Raw genomic sequence first — 19,743 nt, 5'->3', positions numbered from 1 at the left:
ATAGCCCTACTGAAATACAACCCCTATTTTGATAGTGCCTGATGTAGAATCGCTCAGTGGCAAATACTGGATGTACAACCTTTCACCTACGAAATCTCCCAGACTAAATGGCATGGATGAAAGTGCACCCGGAGCAAGAGCAATTCCTGATTTCTCCGCGAAAGAAGTGTCGTTTGAAAACTTCAGGATGGCTAGCTTTGATATGCTCCCTTCCATAACGAATGAGACCGAATTCGAAAGTTTATCATTCGCAACAGAAACGATCGTGTCCCGGTTCAGCTCCGTCAGGCTCACATAGTGCGTTTCCACAGGCTCCGGCTCCTTGTAGTTATCGCAGGACGTGACGGCCGTCGACAGGCACAATAGCGTTACGGCCATTTTAGCAACACTGCTTGCGTCATTCTTCATTCCAGTCCTTACCATTTTCCTAAAGCTTAAATTTTACAAAACAGCGGCTAGGCCTACCTTGAAACAATGCCTTAAATGTAACCGATATTTCACAAACGCTACAATTCTGGTTTTTATTTTTATAAAAAAATGAATCTTTCGTACGAGCCTGCATTTTTTAATGGAACTGTGTACAAAATATCTTTTGCAGGTTCAAGGTACTCCTATGTCAGACTAAAACAATTGGAGCGAAATAGTCGGGTTGGCCCCATCAAGAAACAAAAAGCAGCGAGGCCAAAATCCTCATCCGCCCTCCTTTACCGATTTCTGACCAATTCCCCATTAATTTGCAAAACGAATCAGGTCAGCGTTTCCAGCTGCCTGAAGACCGAAATCAGCGATGTTCCCTTTGGTGTTAAGTTGTACTCAATGTGCAGGGGTTTTAGCTTAATTATGGTTTTCTCCAGCAAACCCTGTTCTTCCATTTCTTTGAGTGCTACGGCTATGGATTGTTTGTTCGATCCCTCAATCTGACGTAAAACGGCATTGAAACGAATAGGCCCATCCAGCGCAAGGCGGAAAATCTGAGGTTTCCATTTGCCTGAAAGCATCTTGAGCAATCCTTCGGCAGGGCAACCGGAATCGTTCTCTATATCGTGGGTGGTGGTCATGTTTTTCTGACTAATTGACGGATGCTTCAATCCCCGTTACCTTTGTATCAAAAGTTACCTAATGACAATTAACATAAAAGGACAATAAAAAGTGTCCACGAATAAACAATGAATAACGAAATTAAAAATCCGCTTATATGTGACCCGGAAAATGGCATTTGCGAAATACCCGGCTCCGACACCACTGGGACTGAACAACCTGTTCCGACAGAAAAAAAACCGGTTAAAATCACCTATTACACTGATCCCATTTGCTCTTCCTGCTGGGGAATAGAGCCGCAACTGAGAAAGCTGAAACTGGAATATGGGGAGTACCTGGAAATGGATTACCGCATGGGCGGCCTCCTGCCCGACTGGAGTTATAACAGCGGCGGGATCAGCAAACCGACCGACGTGGCTTCGCACTGGGAGGAAGTAAGTGCCCATTACGAAATGCCCATCGATGGTGGCGTATGGCTCGAAGATCCGTTACCCTCCTCCTATCCACCATCCATTGCCGTGAAAGCGGCACAGTTGCAGGATAAAGAGAAGGCGGTCCGTTTTATGCGAAAATTACGGGAGTTGTTGTTCCTGGACAGGAAAAATATTACCCGATGGGAAGTTATCGCCGAAGCAGCGGTTGCCGTAGGGCTGGATACATTTCAGCTCAAAGAAGATTACGAGGGCCGGGCAAATACATTGTTTCAGGAAGATCTGGCTTATGCCAGAAAATTGGGTGTGAGGGGATTCCCCACCCTCTTCTTCACTGATGAGCATAGTAATCAAACCATGCTTTATGGATTTAAACCCTATCAGGACTTTGAAAACGCATTGTTGAAAGTTTTTCCTGAGGCAAAAAAAACGGATATCGAACTACCCACTGATATTTCGCTTTTTGACCATTATCCAACACTGACCATCAAAGAATACGCTGTGATTTCGGGCATTACCACCGGAGATGCAGAAGAGAAACTGGAAAATTTATTCACAACCGACAAATTGGATAAGCAAGTTATCAAAACGGGGGTGCTGTACAAAACGAAAAATTAGGCTACCGCTTTTTTTTATGACTCATGCGATCGGCCTGGTATCGTTTTTGTAGTGATATTGAATATTAACAGATTTTAAACACATTAAATTTTTGAGCTATGGGAACCGTGAAAAAGTTAGTTGGACTTGGTGTTGTTACAGGTGTGGTGGTGTATGCATTTTTCAGATCCTTCAGCGCAAAAATCGATAGAAGATTGTCGGAGCGCAAAAATGAAGATGCACTGCTGGTTTAGACGAGTGTCGTGTCATAAGTTAGGTGACGGTTGAATTAAATTACTCCGGAAGGCGAATGTCACCCTGATCGGAGCCGAAGGGTAAAAATGCTTCGATTCCGCTCAGCAAGACAACGGTCAATTTATACGCGACTCAACATTAGTAGTTATTTGACTATTATACACACACTTACCTCTTTCCTAATCCTGGATTCCCTTTGATCTACCAGGATTTCAGGTTCAATAAAGCAAAGCCACAGGCACCATGCACCTGGTATTGCCGGGATTCAACCGGCGATACCAGGTGTGTTTATGGCATTCAATAAAAATTGACAGGTCAAATCAACCCTGAATTAAGCTTCTTGCCTCTAAAAATTCCCCAAGGCCGACAAATCATGGTCAGGCTACTGTAATTCCTCCTTTTCTAATAAACCCATTCACCCCGACCTCGGGGGCAGTGGACTAAGCCTCCCCCTGTACTTTGGGATAACTCCGGCTTTCGTTTTCTCAATAGACCTCCACAGATACTAAAACCTCAGGTGGTATTTTAATGCATTTTTAACATGCTTTTAACCTGTTATTAACGCTAGGTTGCGGTTTTTGTATTGTGATTAATCCACAGGCCAAATCAACGAATAATTAAATTATTACCTCCCTAATTTCAATTATCCCCTGATGACTCCGGATTAATTTCAATTTTATCAAGGCCCGCTACTTATGAGTAACTCACCAGGAAAATACCTTCTCTCCATTTGCATAGTGCTTTTCAGTGCCTATTGCTTTTTGCATGCAGGCGCGGTTCTCAATGGCAGTAAACCTGGCTTTGTTTCTGAAAGTAACACGTTACTCAGTTTTAATAGTGCTGCAAACGGGCAGCAAAAGATCACTACAAAGACCACTCCCGTCTCAGAGGATTTTATTAAAATCTGCACCGAAAAAAATGAAGAAGAAATCGGGCGACCTGTATTTGCCAAGGCGTATGCACACAGCAGCATTTATTTCACATCCGTTCGGGCACGATCTGTCAGCATACTTTCGCACAATTTCACAAAACAGTTACAGGACTTCGCACATTGGTTCCTCAGTTCCTCTCACAGGTTTGGGGCACTGGGCGTTTTGAGGCTGTGATACCCCGGGATGGCTTTCTTTCGGGCATTCAGGTTGCGGGCAGATAAGCCTCTGAGGCAATCTTAAATCACCCAGGATCCTGCCTCCTTACCAGGACATTATTTACTAAATCAAATTTTATTAAAGCAAGATCATCATGAAGAAGATTCTTATGGTCATTGGCTTGTGTGTACCCTTATTGAACACCAGCTGTGAATCCAAAAAAGAAGAAAAGGAAGAAGAAGTCAAATTCCTTGTTACCAGCCCTATACAAAAAGATACGATCGTGGAGAAAGACTATGTATGTCAAATCCGCGCTATAAGCCATATCGAATTAAGAGCCCTTGAGAAAGGTTACCTGCAGAAGATTTATGTAGATGAAGGACAGCACGTGAAACAAGGGCAACTCATGTTCCAGATCATGCCCATGCTTTACGAAGCAGAACAACAAAAGGCGCAGGCGGAAACAAATTTTGCAGAAGTAGAATTCCGAAACACGAAGTCACTTGCAGACAGCAACATTGTTTCGAAAAACGAACTGGCTCTTTCCAAAGCAAAACTGGATAAAGCCAGGGCTGAGTTGTCTCTGGCAACGGTGCACTTGGGCTTTACGCAGATTAAGGCGCCATTCAACGGAATCATGGATCACTTTCAGGTAAGACTGGGAAGCCTTGTGGATGAAGGTGACTTGCTCACGACCCTATCCGACAACAGTAAAATGTGGGTCTATTTCAACGTCCCGGAAGCCGAATATCTCAATTATCAGAACGGCCTAAAATCCAACAATAAAGAGGTGGTCAAATTAAGAATGGCCAACAATGAGCTGTTTGATCACACCGGCATTGTGGAGACCATTGAGGCGGATTTCAACAACGAGACTGGCAACATTGCATTCCGTGCTACATTCCCAAATCCAAAGGGATTGCTCCGACACGGGGAAACGGGCAGCATCATAGTGACCGCACCATTGAAAAATGCATTGATCATTCCTCAGAAAGCCACGTTCGAGGTGCTGGAAAAGAAATATGTATATGTCGTAGACAAGGATAACGCGATCCAGTCGAGAGAAATCACCATAGCCGCAGAAATGCCCCACATTTTTGTTGTGTCCGGAGGGCTGAAAAAGGATGACAAGATTCTGCTGGAAGGCTTACGTCAGGTAAAAGAAAACGAAAAAATCAAATACACATTTGTACAGCCTGACTCAGTTATCTCACATTTAAGTCTTTATGCTGAATAAGGCAAGACTGTAGTGTCCCACCAGGCATAAAAAATCAAAAACTATGTTTAATCAATTCATACGCAGGCCTGTATTCGCTATTGTGATATCGGTCATGATCGTCTTTGTTGGCATACTGGCTATCGAGAAATTACCCATTTCTCAATTCCCGGACATTGCCCCAACGACCGTAAATATATTCATCGCCTACCCCGGAGCCAGTGCCGATGTACTGGTCAAATCCACGCTGATCACATTGGAGCAGGCTATCAATGGGGTCCAGGACATGCGTTACATCGCCACCGATGCCACCAGCGCGGGTGAGGCTACACTCAGGATTATATTCGAACCAGGGACCGATCCCAACGACGCCGTGATCCGGGTTAAAACACGGGTGGATCAGGTAATGCCCCTCCTGCCCGAGCTGGTGCAGCGCGAAGGAGTTATCATCTCGCCCGTTCAGCCCAGTATGCTCATGTACGTCAATCTCTATTCGAAAGGAAAGACCATTGACGAAAAATTCCTTTTCAACTACGCCACCGTAAAAATGATCCCTGAACTGCAGCGAACAAAAGGGGTGGCGCGGGCACAAATATTGGGTAGCCGCCGCTACGCGATGCGCATCTGGCTAAATCCGGAACGCATGCGGGCGTACAATATCTCCACCGAGGAAGTAATGAAGGCCATAGGCGAACAGAGTATCATTGGCCGCCCCGGGCGGATCGGGCAGAGCTCCGGGATTGCTGCACAGTCATTGGAATACGTACTCACCTATAAGGGCAGGTACAGCGACCCGAAAGAGTATGAAGATATAATAGTTCGGGCCAATGCTCAGGGCGAAAGCATACACCTGAAAGACATTGCCAAAGTGGAACTGGGCAGTGAATTTTTTGACATTTATTCCAACCTCGACGGCAAGGCTTCCGCAGCTATCGTGATGCGGCAGAACTATGGCAGTAACGCCAGTGAGGTCATTGAGCAGGTAAAAGAAAAGCTTGAGATCATGAAGGAGTCCTTTCCTCCGGGTGTGGATTACAAGATCAGTTATGACGTGTCGCAATTTTTGGATGCGTCCATAGAACAGGTGATAGACACCCTTCGGGACGCATTTATTCTGGTTGCGCTGGTGGTCTTTATATTCCTGGGCGACTGGCGTTCGACCCTGATACCCATTCTTGCGGTTCCGGTATCGCTCATCGGGGCGTTTTTTGTGATTCAGGGGTTCGGCCTGTCGATAAACCTGATTACCCTGTTTGCACTGGTACTGGCGATTGGTATTGTAGTGGATGATGCGATAGTCGTCGTCGAGGCCGTGCACGCCAAGATGGAAGAAGAGCCACACCTGTCACCCTACGCGGCGGTTAAAAAAGTGCTTGGGGAAATCAGCGGAGCAATCATCGCGATCACGGCGGTGATGGTATCGGTATTCTTGCCCATTTCATTTATGTCGGGGCCTGTGGGTACTTTTTACCGGCAATTCTCCATTACCATGGCCAGCTCCATTGTCATTTCGGCCTTGATTGCCCTTACACTTACGCCTGTATTGTGTGCCATGTTGCTGAAAAATCATCACGGTCAGCCGGCAAAGAAGAAAAATCTGCTGACCAAAGCGCTGGACGGATTCAACCGGGTATTTGAGAAACTTACCGGCCGCTACGTGGGTTTGCTCAAATCTATCGTCAGCCGCAGAGTGGTGACATGGGCAGTGTTACTGATCTTTTGCGCGGGTATTGTCTACGTAAATAAAATTCTCCCGGCAGGATTTATTCCAAACGAAGACCAGAGTACCATTTATGCCATTATCCAGACCCCTCCGGGTTCTACACTGGAAAAGACCAACGAGGTTTCGCGACGTCTTCAGAAAATTTGTGAAGAAGTGCATGGCATCGAATCCGTATCGTCACTGGCGGGTTACGAAATCATGACCGAAGGACGTGGGTCAAACGCGGGAACCTGTCTCATCAACCTGAAGCCATGGTCTCACCGAGACAAAAACGTGAAAGAGATCATGGAGGAACTGGAAGCGAAGACAAGAGGACTTGGTGCCGTGGTTGAATTTTTTGAGCCACCGGCTATCCCGGGCTTCGGTACTTCCGGCGGGTTTTCGATGCGCTTGCTGGATAAAACCACGGACACCGATTACAGTGAATTTGACAAGATCAATAAAAAATTCATGGATGATTTGGGTAAGCGCAAAGAACTCACCGGATTGTTTACCTTTTTTGCTGCAAACTATCCGCAATACGAACTGGAAATAGATAACAAGCTGGCCATGCAAAAAGGTGTGTCTATCGGCAAGGCGATGGACAACCTCAACATCATGATCGGTAGCACCTATGAGCAGGGTTTCATCAAGTTCAACCAGTTTTTCAAAGTATACGTACAGTCCGATCCGAGTTTCAGAAGGCTTCCTTCCGATCTGCTGAAGTTATTTGTCAAGAACGACGCAGGAGAAATGGTGCCCTATTCCTCCTTCATGACACTGAAAAAAGGACAGGGCCCCAACGAAATCACCCGTTTCAATTTGTATAATTCGGCGGCCATTCAGGGCCTCCCAGCCAAGGGATACACCACCGCCGATGCAATACAGGCCATACGGGAAGTTTCTGCCAAAACCTTGCCCAAAGGATACGATATCGCTTTTGAGGGGCTTTCTTACGACGAAGCGAGCCGCGGAAATGAATCCCTCTATGTGTTCCTGATTGTACTGGCCTTTGTCTACTTTGTATTGGCTGCGCAGTACGAAAGTTTTATCATTCCGCTGGCCGTGGTGTTCTCACTGCCGGTGGGGGTATTTGGTTCGTTTTTACTGTTGAAATTAATGGGCCTGGAAAACAACATTTATGCCCAGATAGGTCTCATCATGCTCGTTGGTCTGTTAGGTAAAAACGCCGTGTTGATCGTCGAGTTTGCCGTTCAGAAACGACAGCAGGGCGAAACGATCCTCAACGCTGCCATTGAAGGTGCCAGAGTTCGTTTCCGACCCATCCTGATGACTTCATTTGCTTTCGTTGCCGGGCTGATACCGTTGATCAGCGCATCGGGTGCAGGAGCGATTGGTAACCGAACCATCGGTGCGTCGGCCATGGGTGGTATGCTGTTCGGAACCATCTTCGGGGTCATTATCATCCCTGGTTTGTACTTCATATTTGGCAGCCTGGCCGATGGCCGAAAAATGATCAGAGATGAAGAAGACAGCCCCCTTTCTGAAGGCTTTGTCCATGCGGTCGATTCTTTCCCTACCACACAAGAAACTCAAAATGATGCGCAATAAAAAAATATCGAATGCGATCGGCATCGTACTTCTTACGATGCTGTACACCGGGTGTAGCGTCCCACCGATCGCCCACAAGGCAGTTAACAAAACAGTACCTTTGGGTTACAACAGTACATCGGACTCCACCAACACAGGGCAGATCAGCTGGAAAACTTACTTTACCGACCCCAACCTGACCGCTCTGATTGATACTGCTTTCCTGAACAACCAGGAATTGAATATCACCTTACAGGAAATTGAAATTTCACGACAGGAGATAAGAACCAGGAAAGGGGAATATCTGCCATTCGTTGGCCTGGGAGGTGGTGCAGGTGTAGACAAGATCGGAAGATATACCAACCTTGGGGCCAGTGAAGCCACCACCGACATTAAGCCCGGCAAAGAAACACCAGAGTTTTTGCCTGATTTTCAGGTGGCGGCCTTTGCAAAATGGGAGGTGGACATCTGGCACAAATTGCGAAATGCCAGAAAAGCGGCAGTGTCCCGATATCTGGCTTCGGTGGAAGGAAAAAATTTCATGATGACCAATCTGATCTCTGAAATTGCAAATTCCTATTATGAATTGCTAGCACTCGACACGCAGCTTGCCATTATCCAGCAGAACATCGACATTCAGACCAACGCTTTGAAAATCGTAAGGATGGAAAAAGAGGCGACACGGGTAACGGAACTGGCTGTACGCAGATTTGAGGCGCAGGTATTGCATACGCAGAATCTCCAGTACGACATTAAACAGCGCATAACCGTGACCGAAAACAGGATCAACTTCCTGTTGGGAAGGTATCCACAGCCGATCACCCGAAATAGCGCGGGCTTTGCCAGTTTAGTGCCGAACATCCTGCAGGCGGGCATTCCGTCGCAGTTGCTGCAAAACCGTCCGGACGTTAAGCAGGCTGAAAATAACCTGGCAGCGGCGAAGCTTGATGTAGAAGTGGCCAGAGCCAATTTTTATCCCAGTTTGAGCCTGAACGCAACCCTGGGTCTTCGGGCATTCAGTCCGGCCTACATTGCCAAACTTCCCGAATCGCTGGTGGCTACACTTGCCGGGGACCTGATAGGGCCTTTGATCAATAAGAATGCGATTAAAGCCACTTATGCCAGTGCCAGTGCCAAACAAATACAGGCAGTTTACGAATACGAGCGAACGGTTTTAAATGCCTACATGGAAGTAGCCAATGAGCTGTCGAATATCAGTAATCTGGCAAGCAGTTACGAACTCAAATCGAAAGAAGTACTGGCACTCACCCAGTCAACAACGATTTCCAACAACCTCTTTCGTTCTGCACGGGCGGACTACATGGAAGTATTGCTCACACAAAGAGACGCCCTTGAATCACGCTTTGACCTTATCGAAACCAAAATGAAGCAGATGAATGCCACGGTGCATATCTATCGGGCACTTGGGGGAGGTTGGAATTAGGGGGAAATTCAGGGATTGAATCTTGAAACTGAGGCTGCCTCATTTGCTGAGGCGGCCTTTGCATAATCGCACAAATTTATTTCTCGCTATTGTATCCGTAATTGCCACCGCAGCAAGCAATAGTATTCAATTAATAGTGAAAATGCTTTAAAACAAAACATTCGGGCTATTCCTTCGAGCCATAGTTAAAGTATTTACCCAATAAATGTCAATCCATTTTTTCCTTAGGGCCAAACCTAGTTGGAAGCACTATAATTTGGCAATTTCCAGTTGCTTGCAGATCGCATCACATAAAAAAATCTAACTGGGGGTGTCGCTGCACAGTGGTTTTTTTCCCTGTAAGCTCATTCTTGAAAATGTCATGTTTCGAACCATTACGGTGTAAGTAACACGAATTCTGTTCCAGATGTTTGATAAACTTACTTCTTTTAATAGACATCAGGCAAATACCAGTTCCACTTTTGAAACAACATTTCCAAAGTCTTCTTCTGATCGCATATCTTCAAGGTAAAGTTGAAGAGCGTCCTGAATATTTTCCAAGACCTCCTGGCGAGTCCCACCTTGGGTAACCACAGCTGGTATCTCTTTGATGGAACCTATCAGATAATCTGCACCTTGAATAATCAAAACGGTTAGTTTCATGGTTTTGGACAGTTAAAAATTGACTCCAGCCTCAGAACGTAAAATTAGGGTAAAAGATGACAAGAAAAAAAGTAAAATTTTTTGATGGCAATCTTTGAGAATAACAGTTGACTCGCCTCAGATCGACCGCTACGAGCTATTTACCTGCTAATTCAAGCTATAATCCAAACGCACCGATCAAAAAGCTACCCTCCCGCCTCAATCAGCGGAATAACTTTATTGCCAATCAGCTCAATCGATTTGAGCAATTGCGCGTGCGATAACCCGGCATTATCCATCTGGAAGGTAAATCTGGAAATTCCACCCAATGCTTCGCTGTGTCTGAGAATCTTGTCCGTCACTTCTTCCGGGTTCCCGATGACGTAGGCTCCTCTGCGGCTCATTTGCGCATCAAAACTTCCACGCGTTACAGGAGCCCAACCGCGCGACTTGCCAACTTTTGTCATAATCTCCGCATGTCCCGGGTAGTACTGGTCGATGGCTTCCTGCGTTGTATCCGCAACATACCCGAATGAATGCAAGCCTACCCTCAGCTGGTCCTTCGTATAGCCAGCATGCGCTCCTGCCTCCCGATAAAGATCCACCAACGGTCGGAAGCGATGAGTTTCACCGCCAATCACAGCTACCATCAACGGCAATCCTAGCTCTCCTGCACGAACAAAAGATTCCGGCGTACCTCCTACTCCGAGCCAAACCGGCAACTGATTCTGTACTGGCCTCGGATAAATCGGCTGTTCATGAAGCGCAGGCCGAAATTTCCCGGACCAGGTGATGGATTCCTTTTCGCGGATGGCAAGCAATAATTCCAGTTTTTCTATAAAAAGCTGGTCATAGTCCTTTAAGTTAAACCCGAAAAGTGGAAATGCGTCAACCGACGAGCCACGTCCGACCACCATTTCGGCCCGTCCTTTCGAGATCAAATCCAATGTCGCATACTCCTGAAACACCCTGACCGGATCTGCGGCACTCAATACGGTCACGGCGCTGGTTAACTTAATATTTTTGGTAAGAGAAGCTGCAGCAGCCAATATCACCGCTGGTGCGGCATCCAGAAATTCTCTTTTATGATGTTCACCAATCCCGAAAACATGTAGCCCCGCATGGTCCGCTGCTTCAATTCTTTCGAGAAGCTCCCCCATTGCATCCACTGCATTAAGTACATTGCCGGTATGTGTTGTAAGCATGGCTGAGGCAAAACTGTCAATTCCTATTTCCATTGTATGTTTTTTTAGTGCTCCTAAAGCCATGTTTGATCCATCTTCTATGAGTTGGAGGAATTTCCCCGAACTTTCTCATGGGTTTTCCGATTGGTTTAGAAGTGTGTTTTTGAGATACCCCCCACTTTGTCATTACGGACAGCTTCAGGCAATTCACGTCCCGAGGATTAATTTAAACGATTAACCATAACAGGCACTAAAAAGTTGTTGTTAAGGATAAGGATAGCGCTAACCTTTTGTATAGCCTCCTGCGCAAAGACACTACCGGAAAACTATTTTTTTGATTCTCGTACAGCATTACCTTGCGGCCTGCTACATTTGGAAAAATTCTCATTAGCCATAACATGAAAATACTGATCTCCACAATACTGGTGTTGCTAACGGCACCTTCATTTTGCCAAATAAACTTTGTTAGAAAATCGTCCTGGGAAGAAATTGCCGCGCTGGCCAAAGCCGAAAAAAAACTCGTATTTCTGCATATCGAAGACGATAAGTGCGAGCAGTGCAATGAGATTGCCTCGAAAGCATTCGAGTCCTTTGATTTGAAAGAAGTATTTGGTCAAAACTACATATCCTTCAAAGCAAACCGTGAAACGGAGGACGGCAGGAAACTGGCAGAAAAATTTGAAATAAAAAAGGGGGCGGTGTCGCTTTTTATTGATGTGAATGGCAACATTTTAAACAGGCTCAATGGCGTTGCCGGTGCCGGATTTATGTATGCCGAACAAGCCGATATTGCTTTGAAGAGAAAGGCAGGAAAGCAACTGAGCGACTATGTAAAGGAATACAACGCCGGGGCCCGTTCTCAAAAATTCCTGGAAGAATATATCATAAAACGCAGGCAAGCGGGTATGCCGGTGGATGAATTGCTGGAAAAATACACCGGAGGACTTCCATTGGATTCGCTCAACAATTTCAGGATAGTGAAATTTATCTACATGCATGGTCCTTCCGTCGATAGCAGGGCCTATAAGGCCACGAGATCGGTGACTCCTGGCCAGGTAATCGACAGTATTTACAAATCGTCCCCTTATCAGGAAGCCGTAGCGATCAATAACGCCATTATTTCTACCACCTGGCAAAAGGCCGTTGCGAAAAAGGATCGCAATCTTATGTATCAGCTCGCAAGCTTCATTCAGGGCACCTACAATAATGACTATTTGCAGGGAATGATAGCAAGCCAGCGTAGTACTGTTAAGTTTTTATACGAAATTAAAGACACAGTGAATTACATCCGCGAGGCAACACAATTTTTGGAAAGTACCCACATGCGCCTCACTGCGGACTCCTTAAAACGGATGGACTACAAGCTGATGAATCCATCACAGGTAGGCATTCCGGGATCAAAAACAAAACAAACTCGTCCGCAAATGCCTCAGTCCCACTTCTACCATTTGGATTTGAACGAGCACGCATGGCAGGTTTATCAGATGTCTTCAAAAACAGGCGACTTGGAACGGGCATTGAAATGGTCCTTTCAGTCACAGGAATTTTTCAATAGTCTTTACAAAGACACAGCGCATCCTATGCGCCTGGGCAACGCTGCCTACATAGACACCTATGCGCAGCTTTTGTATAAACTCGGCAGAAAGGAAGAGGCAATCGAAAGGCAAACCAAAGCATTGGAAGCGCAAAAGATTACGGGCAGCCCGCATGCATCTTACGCAGCCACGCTGGAAAAAATGAAAGACGGGACTTTGCTTAAATAAAGAAAAAAACCGGGATCCGAATTGCTTGTGATCCTGCACCAGGACTACTTAAATCCTTACAATACTGTAAAAATCTGTCCGGTCTGACCGCCTGATACACTTTTCACATAGAACTGTGCAAGACGAGACATGGAGACAGGAATATGTCAAGGGAAGTAAGAGAAACATTGAGGCGACTCCAAAGTAAGACAGAGAGATACCGCATTTTTGAGGACACCAATTTCAAGCTCTATTGATGCTGCTTTCACAAACGGGTTCACGGCCCACGAAAGATGGATTGAGGTTTTACAGCGTGAGCTTTGTGGCTTGATCGCGATAAAATCGTCACAAACAGCAGATTCAAAAGCCCGAAGGGCTTAAATTTGAATAACCCCGGGTGAAACCCGGAGGAAAGAAACATCATCTCCCCCCACAACCCTGAAAGGGTTGAATATCGCCAACATAAGCATGCGCCAATCATATAGATTGTAACTGAGATATACACGAGGCAGGTTATCTTTATCCAAAGGTAGATCAAAAACAAAAGTTCAAACGTGAGATTACCTATACTTTTTAAGAATATCCTCTATTCTGGGATCAGGAACAAGATTTGTGACACCGGCCAGAGCAACTTTATTATAATCAGGATGAATTGCATTAATCAAATAATTATACGCTTCGGGCATCACGGTCGAAGGCACTTTCAGTGCAACCGACTTACCTTCCTGAAACCACTTGTCTCCTAAGGGAATACATGCAGTGTAATTATTCGGGTCTCGCCAACTGGGATCCAGCTCTGCTATGGAGACTATTTCAATGGATACCGGCTCGGGAATGGAAATGAACATAATCCTAAAATCGTTGTTGAACCCAACACCCTGCCTTCTTACCATGTTTTCCAAAAATGCCAGTGGAATTGATTCTGCTGCGTAAAGTACCTTATTGCCAGCGCTATTCCACCTTCCCTGCATCCCGGACGCATACAGGAAGGCACTATACATTTTATGCGTAATTCTGTAAATCAACATCAGACTGGGTATCCTTGTGCAAGCTTGTCCAATTCCTCAGTCAGGAAATCCACACCACCACCTGTTCCTAACCAATCCGAAGGCGTTTCATTTGAGTTCCAGAACGGCTTGCGAAGCCAATAGTTGAACTCATCAACATTGCCGAAAATTTGTTCGCCCTTTTCATAAAGCGCAATCATCTTAAGCAAATGCTCACCATACAGCGGATCCAGATTTTTTTTGACTCTTTATAATTACTGATCGTCCGTGAGGATAGGTTTGACCAAAGCAGCCAGATTCTTTTCGGACGTCTTAATTGCTCCGGCGAAATCATAAAATATTTTTGTTGGCAGACCTTTGCGTGCAGCAAGCACAATAGCAAAATTACTCGCCATATCAAGGTGAGTAATTTTGGACTTCAAGCTGCGTTCGGGCTGATTTACCATCGTTTTCATTAGATAACTACGTTTGCTAGTCAAGCATATGAAATTTTTCAATTTTAATAACGAATTTTTTCAAGCAAGTGACTTAACCGATGCTCCTTTTTGAAGGGGGAGAGGCAAATGATGGCATTAGCAACAGAAACGTTGACACCTAAGAAAGCAATCCCGGAGACGGCGCTCCACCACCCGCCGGACGCGAACTGTCCTCGGGCAACGGAATGAAATCATGATCGTCATTCGGGGGCAGTATGATCCTGCCTTGTTTCCAGTCTTCCTTTGCCTGTTCAATGCGTTCTTTACGGGATGAAACGAAATTCCACCAGATAAACCGTTCCCCAAGCGGCTCTCCGCCCAGCATCATCAGGGTGCTGTCTTCTTTAGCCATGACTACAGGGTCTACACCTTTGTTAAACACCAGCATTTGTCCCTGCTGATGCGTGTGACCCGATACCTCAACGGCACCCTTGACGATGTAAAACCCACGTTCAGAATAGCCGGCTGGAATGCCGAAACGCGCTCCCTTAGCGAGCACCACATGCAGATAAAACAACGGAGAATGAGTTCGAACATCGTTTTTCAGGCCATAGGCATCACCCGCAATCAGGCGCATCCAAACCCCCTTGTCGGTAAAAACCGGCAGTTCGTCGGGTGTATAGTTTATAAATGAGGGTGCTGACTCTTCATCTTTTTCAGGCAGAGCCACCCAGGTTTGTATCATTTCCAGGCCACCCACCAGCGCAGCAGGGTCCTCAAACCTTTCGGAATGTGCAATGCCGCTGCCTGCTGTCATCCAGTTCACTTCGCCCGGTTTTATGATCTGCTCCACACCAAGGCTGTCGCGGTGTGTTACCTGCCCCCCGAAAAGATAACTTACCGTCGAAAGGCCGATGTGCGGGTGTGGCAGAACGTCCATTGACGATGGATTTGCGGGTATATGAGTCATAGGCCCTGCATGATCCATAAAGATAAACGGCCCCACCATCCTGCGCAGACGGAAAGGAAGAATTCGCTTCACCATCACCGATTCGCTGATAGCTGCACGGCGGGCTTCAATTACAATATCGAGCATACAGTTTTACGGTTGCTGTGAATGCATTCACCAGCCTTGTTTACATCTAAAAATCCTCTATTTCTCACCCACATATCTTTCAAAGAACTCATAGATACGTAAAGTTCTGTCAATCCGCTGACGTGGGTTTCCGGTTCGGCTCATCTCGTGCGCTCCGCCCGGCATACGTACGTACTCCACCTCTCTTCCCAATATTTTAAGGCTTTTATAAAGCAGCTCGCTCTGGATCACACCCGTTCTCAGATCGTTCTCTCCGTGTTTGATCAGTAATGGCGTATGAATGTTTTCGACAAAAGATTGCGGAGAATTGGCATCCATGACCTTTTTGATTTCCTCTTGCCAGGGATAACCCCCAAAGTAATTGGGAACAAGACTCCAGGCGTTGCCTTCGCCCATAAAGGTGGTGAGCTCATACACACCCCTTTGTGCATGTGCAGCTTTGAACCTGTTGTCATGCCCTACGATCCAGGCAGTAAGGTATCCGGCATAAGATCCGCCGGTAATTACCTGCCGTGATGTATCAGCCCAGGATTCCTTCGCTGCTTCGGATGCTGCTGTAAGTACGTCCGATGCCGGCCCGGATCCCCAATCCTGGAAATTGGCCTTCATGAAGTCCAGTCCATATCCTCCCGAACCACGCGGATTGGCATAAACCACACCGTAGCCTTGAGAACAGAAAAACTGAAACTCATGCCACATAGAAATTTCCCCCGGCCCCCACATGGCGGTTGGCCCGCCATGCATCTGCAGTAATAGCGGATACTTTTTACCGGCCACGGTTTGGGAAGGCTTCATGACCCAGTATTCGACGGTTTGGCCTTTGGTGTTTTTAAGTGTCCTTTTTTCCGGAAAACTGAGTAACTTTTCTTTCAGCCATTCTGTATTGTGATTACTTCGTTTAAGCGCTGTCTTAAACCCGGTATCTGCCGTATACAACTCCGACGGATTGGCTACCTCTGTTTTGGAAAACACCGCTACGTTTGCAGATACATCAAAGCTGTACACACCTGAATCAAATCCCGTAAGCTGATCAATCTTTTTATTGGTCAGGTTCATTTTGTAAACCGGGAACCCGCCATTGGATGGGGCCGTAAAATAAAGAAACTTACTATCAGCGGACCAGGTCAGATTGCCCGCGCTACGGTCAAATGGGGATACGTATGGGCGCGATGCCGACCCAAAAGTAAGTACACCGATATGCCCCTGATCCAGCGTGGCAGGTTTTATAGCTGCTGCCGAAGTCATGTAGGCAAGATATTTATTGTCTTTTGAAACAACAGGCTGGCTGAAACTATACCCGGGATCACTTAGCAATACGGCTACCGCACTGCCGTCGGCGTTGGCCGTCACGATCCGGCTGGCCTTGCTGCGATCAGGATGCTGCAGGCTATCGCCCTGCGTTACCATGACGATTTTCCCATCCGGTGTCCATGTTGCCTGTCCAAAACTATAAAAACCTTTGGTAATTGGCCAGGCTTGGGCACCCTCTTTCACTTCTACCGTGTAGAGGTGCGAAAAGGCAAGTTCAGGCTGCGTGGTGGACTCTCCCTGGAAATTGAGCCGGTTGATTACCTTCGCCTTTTTGTCCTCTTCATCTTTATTCAGATATGCACGGATCTCAACAAGAGAACCATCCGGGTTTGGCTTTACATTTTTATTGGGTTTGATAAAATTATTGTCATCAAATCCGGGCTTTTCCATTGACCAGGCCGGCAAGCGCCCGCCGGGATTCAGGATTGAATCTTTTAAAATTTCAGATAAGGAAACCCCGGCACTGAACATAATTGTACTGCCATCGGGTGACCATTTCGGGTTACCGGCACCATATGCGATAGAAGTGAGTTGCCAGGCTTCACCACCATTCAGCGACAGTACGAAGAGCTGGTTTTTCTCTTTGATTTTCCTTACAAAAACGATTTTACTTCCATCCGGTGACCACGCAGGTTGGCTGGCACTTTCGCTGCCCCGAGTGAGCGCAATCGGTTCGTTGTTGTTGTCAAGATCTGCCAGGTACAAATGCGTGCGATACTCATATTCAAACGGCGAATCGGCTATGGGTTCCGTAGTGAGAAGGGTATAAATAGCACGTTTCTCATTGGGAGATATGGCAATGGATCCCACTTGTTTAATTTTTGTAAGATCGCTGACTTTAATTTTTTCCTTCGACTGGGCAAAAGCGGCAAAGCAGAGCGAACTGAGCCATAAAAATGCACATAATTTCTTCATCGGGTATCCTGCTGAATGACTTATAGAACGACAATGCCACAATTTAACAGAAAAGTTTGAGGATGGTAGTTTTGCAGGAAGAAACCGCAATTCATGGCAAGTGTAAAAAGGGACAATCGAGAACAAAATATACGATATCAACACGTCTGCTCATTTGTGAGGAATCAAACGAGGGCTCTTCTGGGTAAGCTACGGTTTTGAACCTTTACTTTATGAAAGGAAATAGTATGGGCGTCTCGAGACCAACTCGAGACGCCCATACTGAACAAATGATGAACGGCAATTTTGCTATTTATTAACGACGATCTTTTGCGTAATGACCGTACCGTCTGTTAAAGTCACCCTTCCAATATAAACCCCTTTGGAAAGGCCTGCCAGATCAATGCCATCTGCGGTAGGAGAAGTCTTGATTAGCAAAACGCTGCCAAGCGTGTTAACAATTTCCACCGATTTAACCACCTCCCAGTCAACCCCTTTCAGAGACAATACTTCCGCTACGGGATTTGGATAGAAATTAATTTCTGTTACACCTTGAAAATTAGCATTACTTACCCTGCCGGATGTAAAAGTTGCGTTTTTGTCGTAACGAACGGAGATGATTTTTGAAAGCTTGCTGGTGCCATCCAAATCTACCATGCTTAATTTGTAATAATTTACACCATCACTAAGCTCACGATCCGCGTATTGGTAACTGTTTTGGCCTGAGCTGATGACCTTTCCAATGGAGCCAAATTCTTTTGTATTATTGGTACTTTTTAAAATCTCAAAATGACTGAAGTTTACTTCATTTGCGGTTTTCCAGACGAGCATGACATGCTGATCAATTTGCTTGCCCGTAAATGAAATTAAATCCACAGGAAGTACCGGCAGGTATGTTATTGTTTGAGACGAAATGTTGCTGGTTAATCCTGTTGACGTCTCTGTGATGGTATAGGTCAATACAGTCGGGTTACCGCCAAAACCTGCTTCAGGGTCAAAAGTGATCATCCCGGTTGCGGGCACGTAGGTCCACACGCCCTGTCCCGGAACGGTGATGGTGTTTCCCGAAACGGTACCACCCGCAGGCGCAGTGAAGTTAACCGTCACCAGTGCAGGCGTTGCCTGGCTTCCATTTCCAAACAAATCACCCGCTAACAAATCAAGAGTAACATTGCTGCCAGCAGTGTTATCCAAACTGGATTCATTGTCGGTAGTCGGTGTAGAAGGTGCCGCAAAATAAAACTCGGCCGTACCCGAAGCAGCAAGATCGTCCCGACTGGCAATTTGCGTAATTCTTACTTGCTTCACCAGCCCACTGTTGAAAACAAAATCACTTAGAGATTCCCCGGAATTTACATTATCAATTGCTGTTACGGTTAGTGTAGTTGAGCTGAGCGAAGCAGTAGCCCGGGGCGTGGCGGCATTATTAAATGTACCTATTGTACTTGGGTTAAGCACAGTGCCCGAAGCATCTAAAAATTCGATTTGGAAAGACTCCAGCGCGTCCACATCCTGAATAAACATTACTGAGGTAGCCGGCAACGGTGAAGTAAAGGTGTAGGTAGCGGTGGGAAAAGGCGGAACGGCCGGATTATTGACGACCCACGCACCCAACTCCAACATGTTGGCCGGTGCCACATAGCTGGAAAGCGCCACAGGTATATTGACTGGAGGATAAGCAATCAATGTTTGGGTTTTCCAATTACCACCGGAATAAGTTATTGTAAAGGGATTGGAAATCGTTCCATAATTCAGAGCACCGGCAACATCGCTGCTGTAAGTTCCATACCCAAAGCCAGTGACATCCTGTGCTCTCACTTTGGCAACTGAAAATAAAACAACAGTAGCGACTATCAAAAACGTGTATGCGTTTTTCAAAATTTGCGCAATTTTTGCACGCCTGTTGGAGTCCGTTTTTTCTGGTAAAATTTTAGTTTTCATATCGTTTATAATTAATGATTAATTTGGGAAATCCATTTTTTCGATTCAGGTTGTTTGAATGGCACCATTTGGATGGCGCCTATTATTAAATTAAGTGGACTGGCTAAAAACCGGGCATACAACCACCTATGGATTGTTTTTATCGAACCCTGTTCAAATCCGAATTAGGCCGGGTGTTACTAATATTTAATTAATACAACCGGGGATCA

At 46.0% G+C, this 19,743-nt stretch carries 18 protein-coding genes; 7 read left to right on the top strand and 11 right to left on the bottom strand.

Features of this window, described 5'->3' with window-relative positions:
* Positions 1-6: 6 nt before the first annotated feature.
* Together DYADSP32_RS21875 and DYADSP32_RS21870 are read right to left on the bottom strand one after the other, a co-directional pair.
* Positions 7-408 (bottom strand): hypothetical protein, encoded by a 402-nt coding sequence (locus tag DYADSP32_RS21875; protein ID WP_149240766.1) that lies wholly within the window; start codon positions 406-408, stop codon positions 7-9.
* A 338-nt stretch (positions 409-746) separates the two neighbouring features.
* The gene (locus DYADSP32_RS21870; protein ID WP_149240767.1) at positions 747-1,058 is read right to left on the bottom strand and encodes a winged helix-turn-helix transcriptional regulator; all 312 of its coding nucleotides are present in this window, start codon (positions 1,056-1,058) and stop codon (positions 747-749) included.
* Between the two features lie 108 nt (positions 1,059-1,166).
* Between DYADSP32_RS21870 and DYADSP32_RS21865 the strand changes: the two genes are divergently transcribed.
* From DYADSP32_RS21865 to DYADSP32_RS21840, 6 genes are all read left to right on the top strand, one after another.
* Complete coding sequence (locus DYADSP32_RS21865) at positions 1,167-2,087, top strand: ClpXP adapter SpxH family protein (RefSeq protein WP_149240768.1); 921 nt, start codon at positions 1,167-1,169, stop codon at positions 2,085-2,087.
* Between the two features lie 98 nt (positions 2,088-2,185).
* Positions 2,186-2,320, top strand: a complete 135-nt coding sequence (locus tag DYADSP32_RS21860; protein ID WP_414617965.1) for a hypothetical protein — start codon at positions 2,186-2,188, stop codon at positions 2,318-2,320.
* A gap of 696 nt (positions 2,321-3,016) precedes the next feature.
* Positions 3,017-3,427 (top strand): hypothetical protein, encoded by a 411-nt coding sequence (locus tag DYADSP32_RS21855; RefSeq protein ID WP_149240769.1) that lies wholly within the window; start codon positions 3,017-3,019, stop codon positions 3,425-3,427.
* 136 nt (positions 3,428-3,563) lie between these two features.
* A complete protein-coding gene (locus tag DYADSP32_RS21850) occupies positions 3,564-4,646 on the top strand; it encodes an efflux RND transporter periplasmic adaptor subunit (protein ID WP_149240770.1) in 1,083 nt (360 codons plus the stop codon).
* Positions 4,647-4,689: 43 nt separating this feature from the next.
* Positions 4,690-7,899, top strand: a complete 3,210-nt coding sequence (locus tag DYADSP32_RS21845; RefSeq protein WP_149240771.1) for an efflux RND transporter permease subunit — start codon at positions 4,690-4,692, stop codon at positions 7,897-7,899.
* Positions 7,889-9,322 (top strand): TolC family protein, encoded by a 1,434-nt coding sequence (locus tag DYADSP32_RS21840; protein WP_149244724.1) that lies wholly within the window; start codon positions 7,889-7,891, stop codon positions 9,320-9,322. Before DYADSP32_RS21845 ends, DYADSP32_RS21840 begins: the two co-directional genes overlap by 11 nt.
* A 286-nt stretch (positions 9,323-9,608) precedes the next feature.
* Here DYADSP32_RS21840 and DYADSP32_RS21835 read toward each other — a convergent pair whose 3' ends face one another.
* The 3 genes from DYADSP32_RS21835 to DYADSP32_RS21825 all read right to left on the bottom strand — a co-directional run bounded on the left by DYADSP32_RS21835 (position 9,609) and on the right by DYADSP32_RS21825 (position 11,181).
* Complete coding sequence (locus DYADSP32_RS21835; RefSeq protein ID WP_414617964.1) at positions 9,609-9,761, bottom strand: type II toxin-antitoxin system HicA family toxin; 153 nt, start codon at positions 9,759-9,761, stop codon at positions 9,609-9,611.
* Positions 9,761-9,964 carry a type II toxin-antitoxin system HicB family antitoxin gene (locus tag DYADSP32_RS21830; RefSeq protein ID WP_149240772.1) on the bottom strand — a complete coding sequence of 68 codons (204 nt, stop codon included), beginning with the start codon at positions 9,962-9,964 and terminating at the stop codon, positions 9,761-9,763. The genes DYADSP32_RS21835 and DYADSP32_RS21830 overlap by 1 nt, the downstream gene beginning before the upstream one ends.
* A gap of 185 nt (positions 9,965-10,149) precedes the next feature.
* Entirely contained in the window at positions 10,150-11,181 is a 1,032-nt protein-coding gene (locus DYADSP32_RS21825) for an Atu2307/SP_0267 family LLM class monooxygenase (RefSeq protein ID WP_149240773.1), read from the bottom strand.
* Positions 11,182-11,525: 344 nt separating this feature from the next.
* On the opposite strand from DYADSP32_RS21825, the gene DYADSP32_RS21820 reads away from it, so the two are divergent.
* A complete protein-coding gene (locus DYADSP32_RS21820; protein WP_149240774.1) occupies positions 11,526-12,890 on the top strand; it encodes a hypothetical protein in 1,365 nt (454 codons plus the stop codon).
* A 539-nt stretch (positions 12,891-13,429) separates the two neighbouring features.
* Here the strand turns inward: DYADSP32_RS21820 and DYADSP32_RS21815 are convergent.
* The 6 genes from DYADSP32_RS21815 to DYADSP32_RS21790 all read right to left on the bottom strand — a co-directional run bounded on the left by DYADSP32_RS21815 (position 13,430) and on the right by DYADSP32_RS21790 (position 19,534).
* On the bottom strand, positions 13,430-13,897 hold the full coding sequence (locus tag DYADSP32_RS21815; RefSeq protein WP_149240775.1) for an RES family NAD+ phosphorylase: 468 nt from the start codon (positions 13,895-13,897) through the stop codon (positions 13,430-13,432).
* Positions 13,897-14,076, bottom strand: coding sequence for a DUF2384 domain-containing protein (locus DYADSP32_RS21810; RefSeq protein WP_149240776.1), 180 nt, complete (start codon positions 14,074-14,076; stop codon positions 13,897-13,899). The genes DYADSP32_RS21815 and DYADSP32_RS21810 overlap by 1 nt, the downstream gene beginning before the upstream one ends.
* 54 nt (positions 14,077-14,130) lie before the next feature.
* Positions 14,131-14,331, bottom strand: coding sequence for a hypothetical protein (locus tag DYADSP32_RS21805; RefSeq protein ID WP_149240777.1), 201 nt, complete (start codon positions 14,329-14,331; stop codon positions 14,131-14,133).
* A 139-nt stretch (positions 14,332-14,470) separates the two neighbouring features.
* Positions 14,471-15,388 (bottom strand): pirin family protein, encoded by a 918-nt coding sequence (locus DYADSP32_RS21800; RefSeq protein WP_149240778.1) that lies wholly within the window; start codon positions 15,386-15,388, stop codon positions 14,471-14,473.
* A gap of 57 nt (positions 15,389-15,445) precedes the next feature.
* On the bottom strand, positions 15,446-17,614 hold the full coding sequence (locus DYADSP32_RS21795) for an alpha/beta hydrolase family protein (RefSeq protein ID WP_149240779.1): 2,169 nt from the start codon (positions 17,612-17,614) through the stop codon (positions 15,446-15,448).
* A gap of 288 nt (positions 17,615-17,902) precedes the next feature.
* A complete protein-coding gene (locus tag DYADSP32_RS21790) occupies positions 17,903-19,534 on the bottom strand; it encodes a T9SS type A sorting domain-containing protein (protein ID WP_149240780.1) in 1,632 nt (543 codons plus the stop codon).
* Between the last annotated feature and the right edge of the window lie 209 nt (positions 19,535-19,743).

Origin of the sequence: Dyadobacter sp. 32, assembly GCF_902506755.1 — a bacterium.
Lineage (GTDB): Bacteria > Bacteroidota > Bacteroidia > Cytophagales > Spirosomataceae > Dyadobacter.
This window is presented reverse-complemented; position numbering and strand designations above follow the sequence as displayed.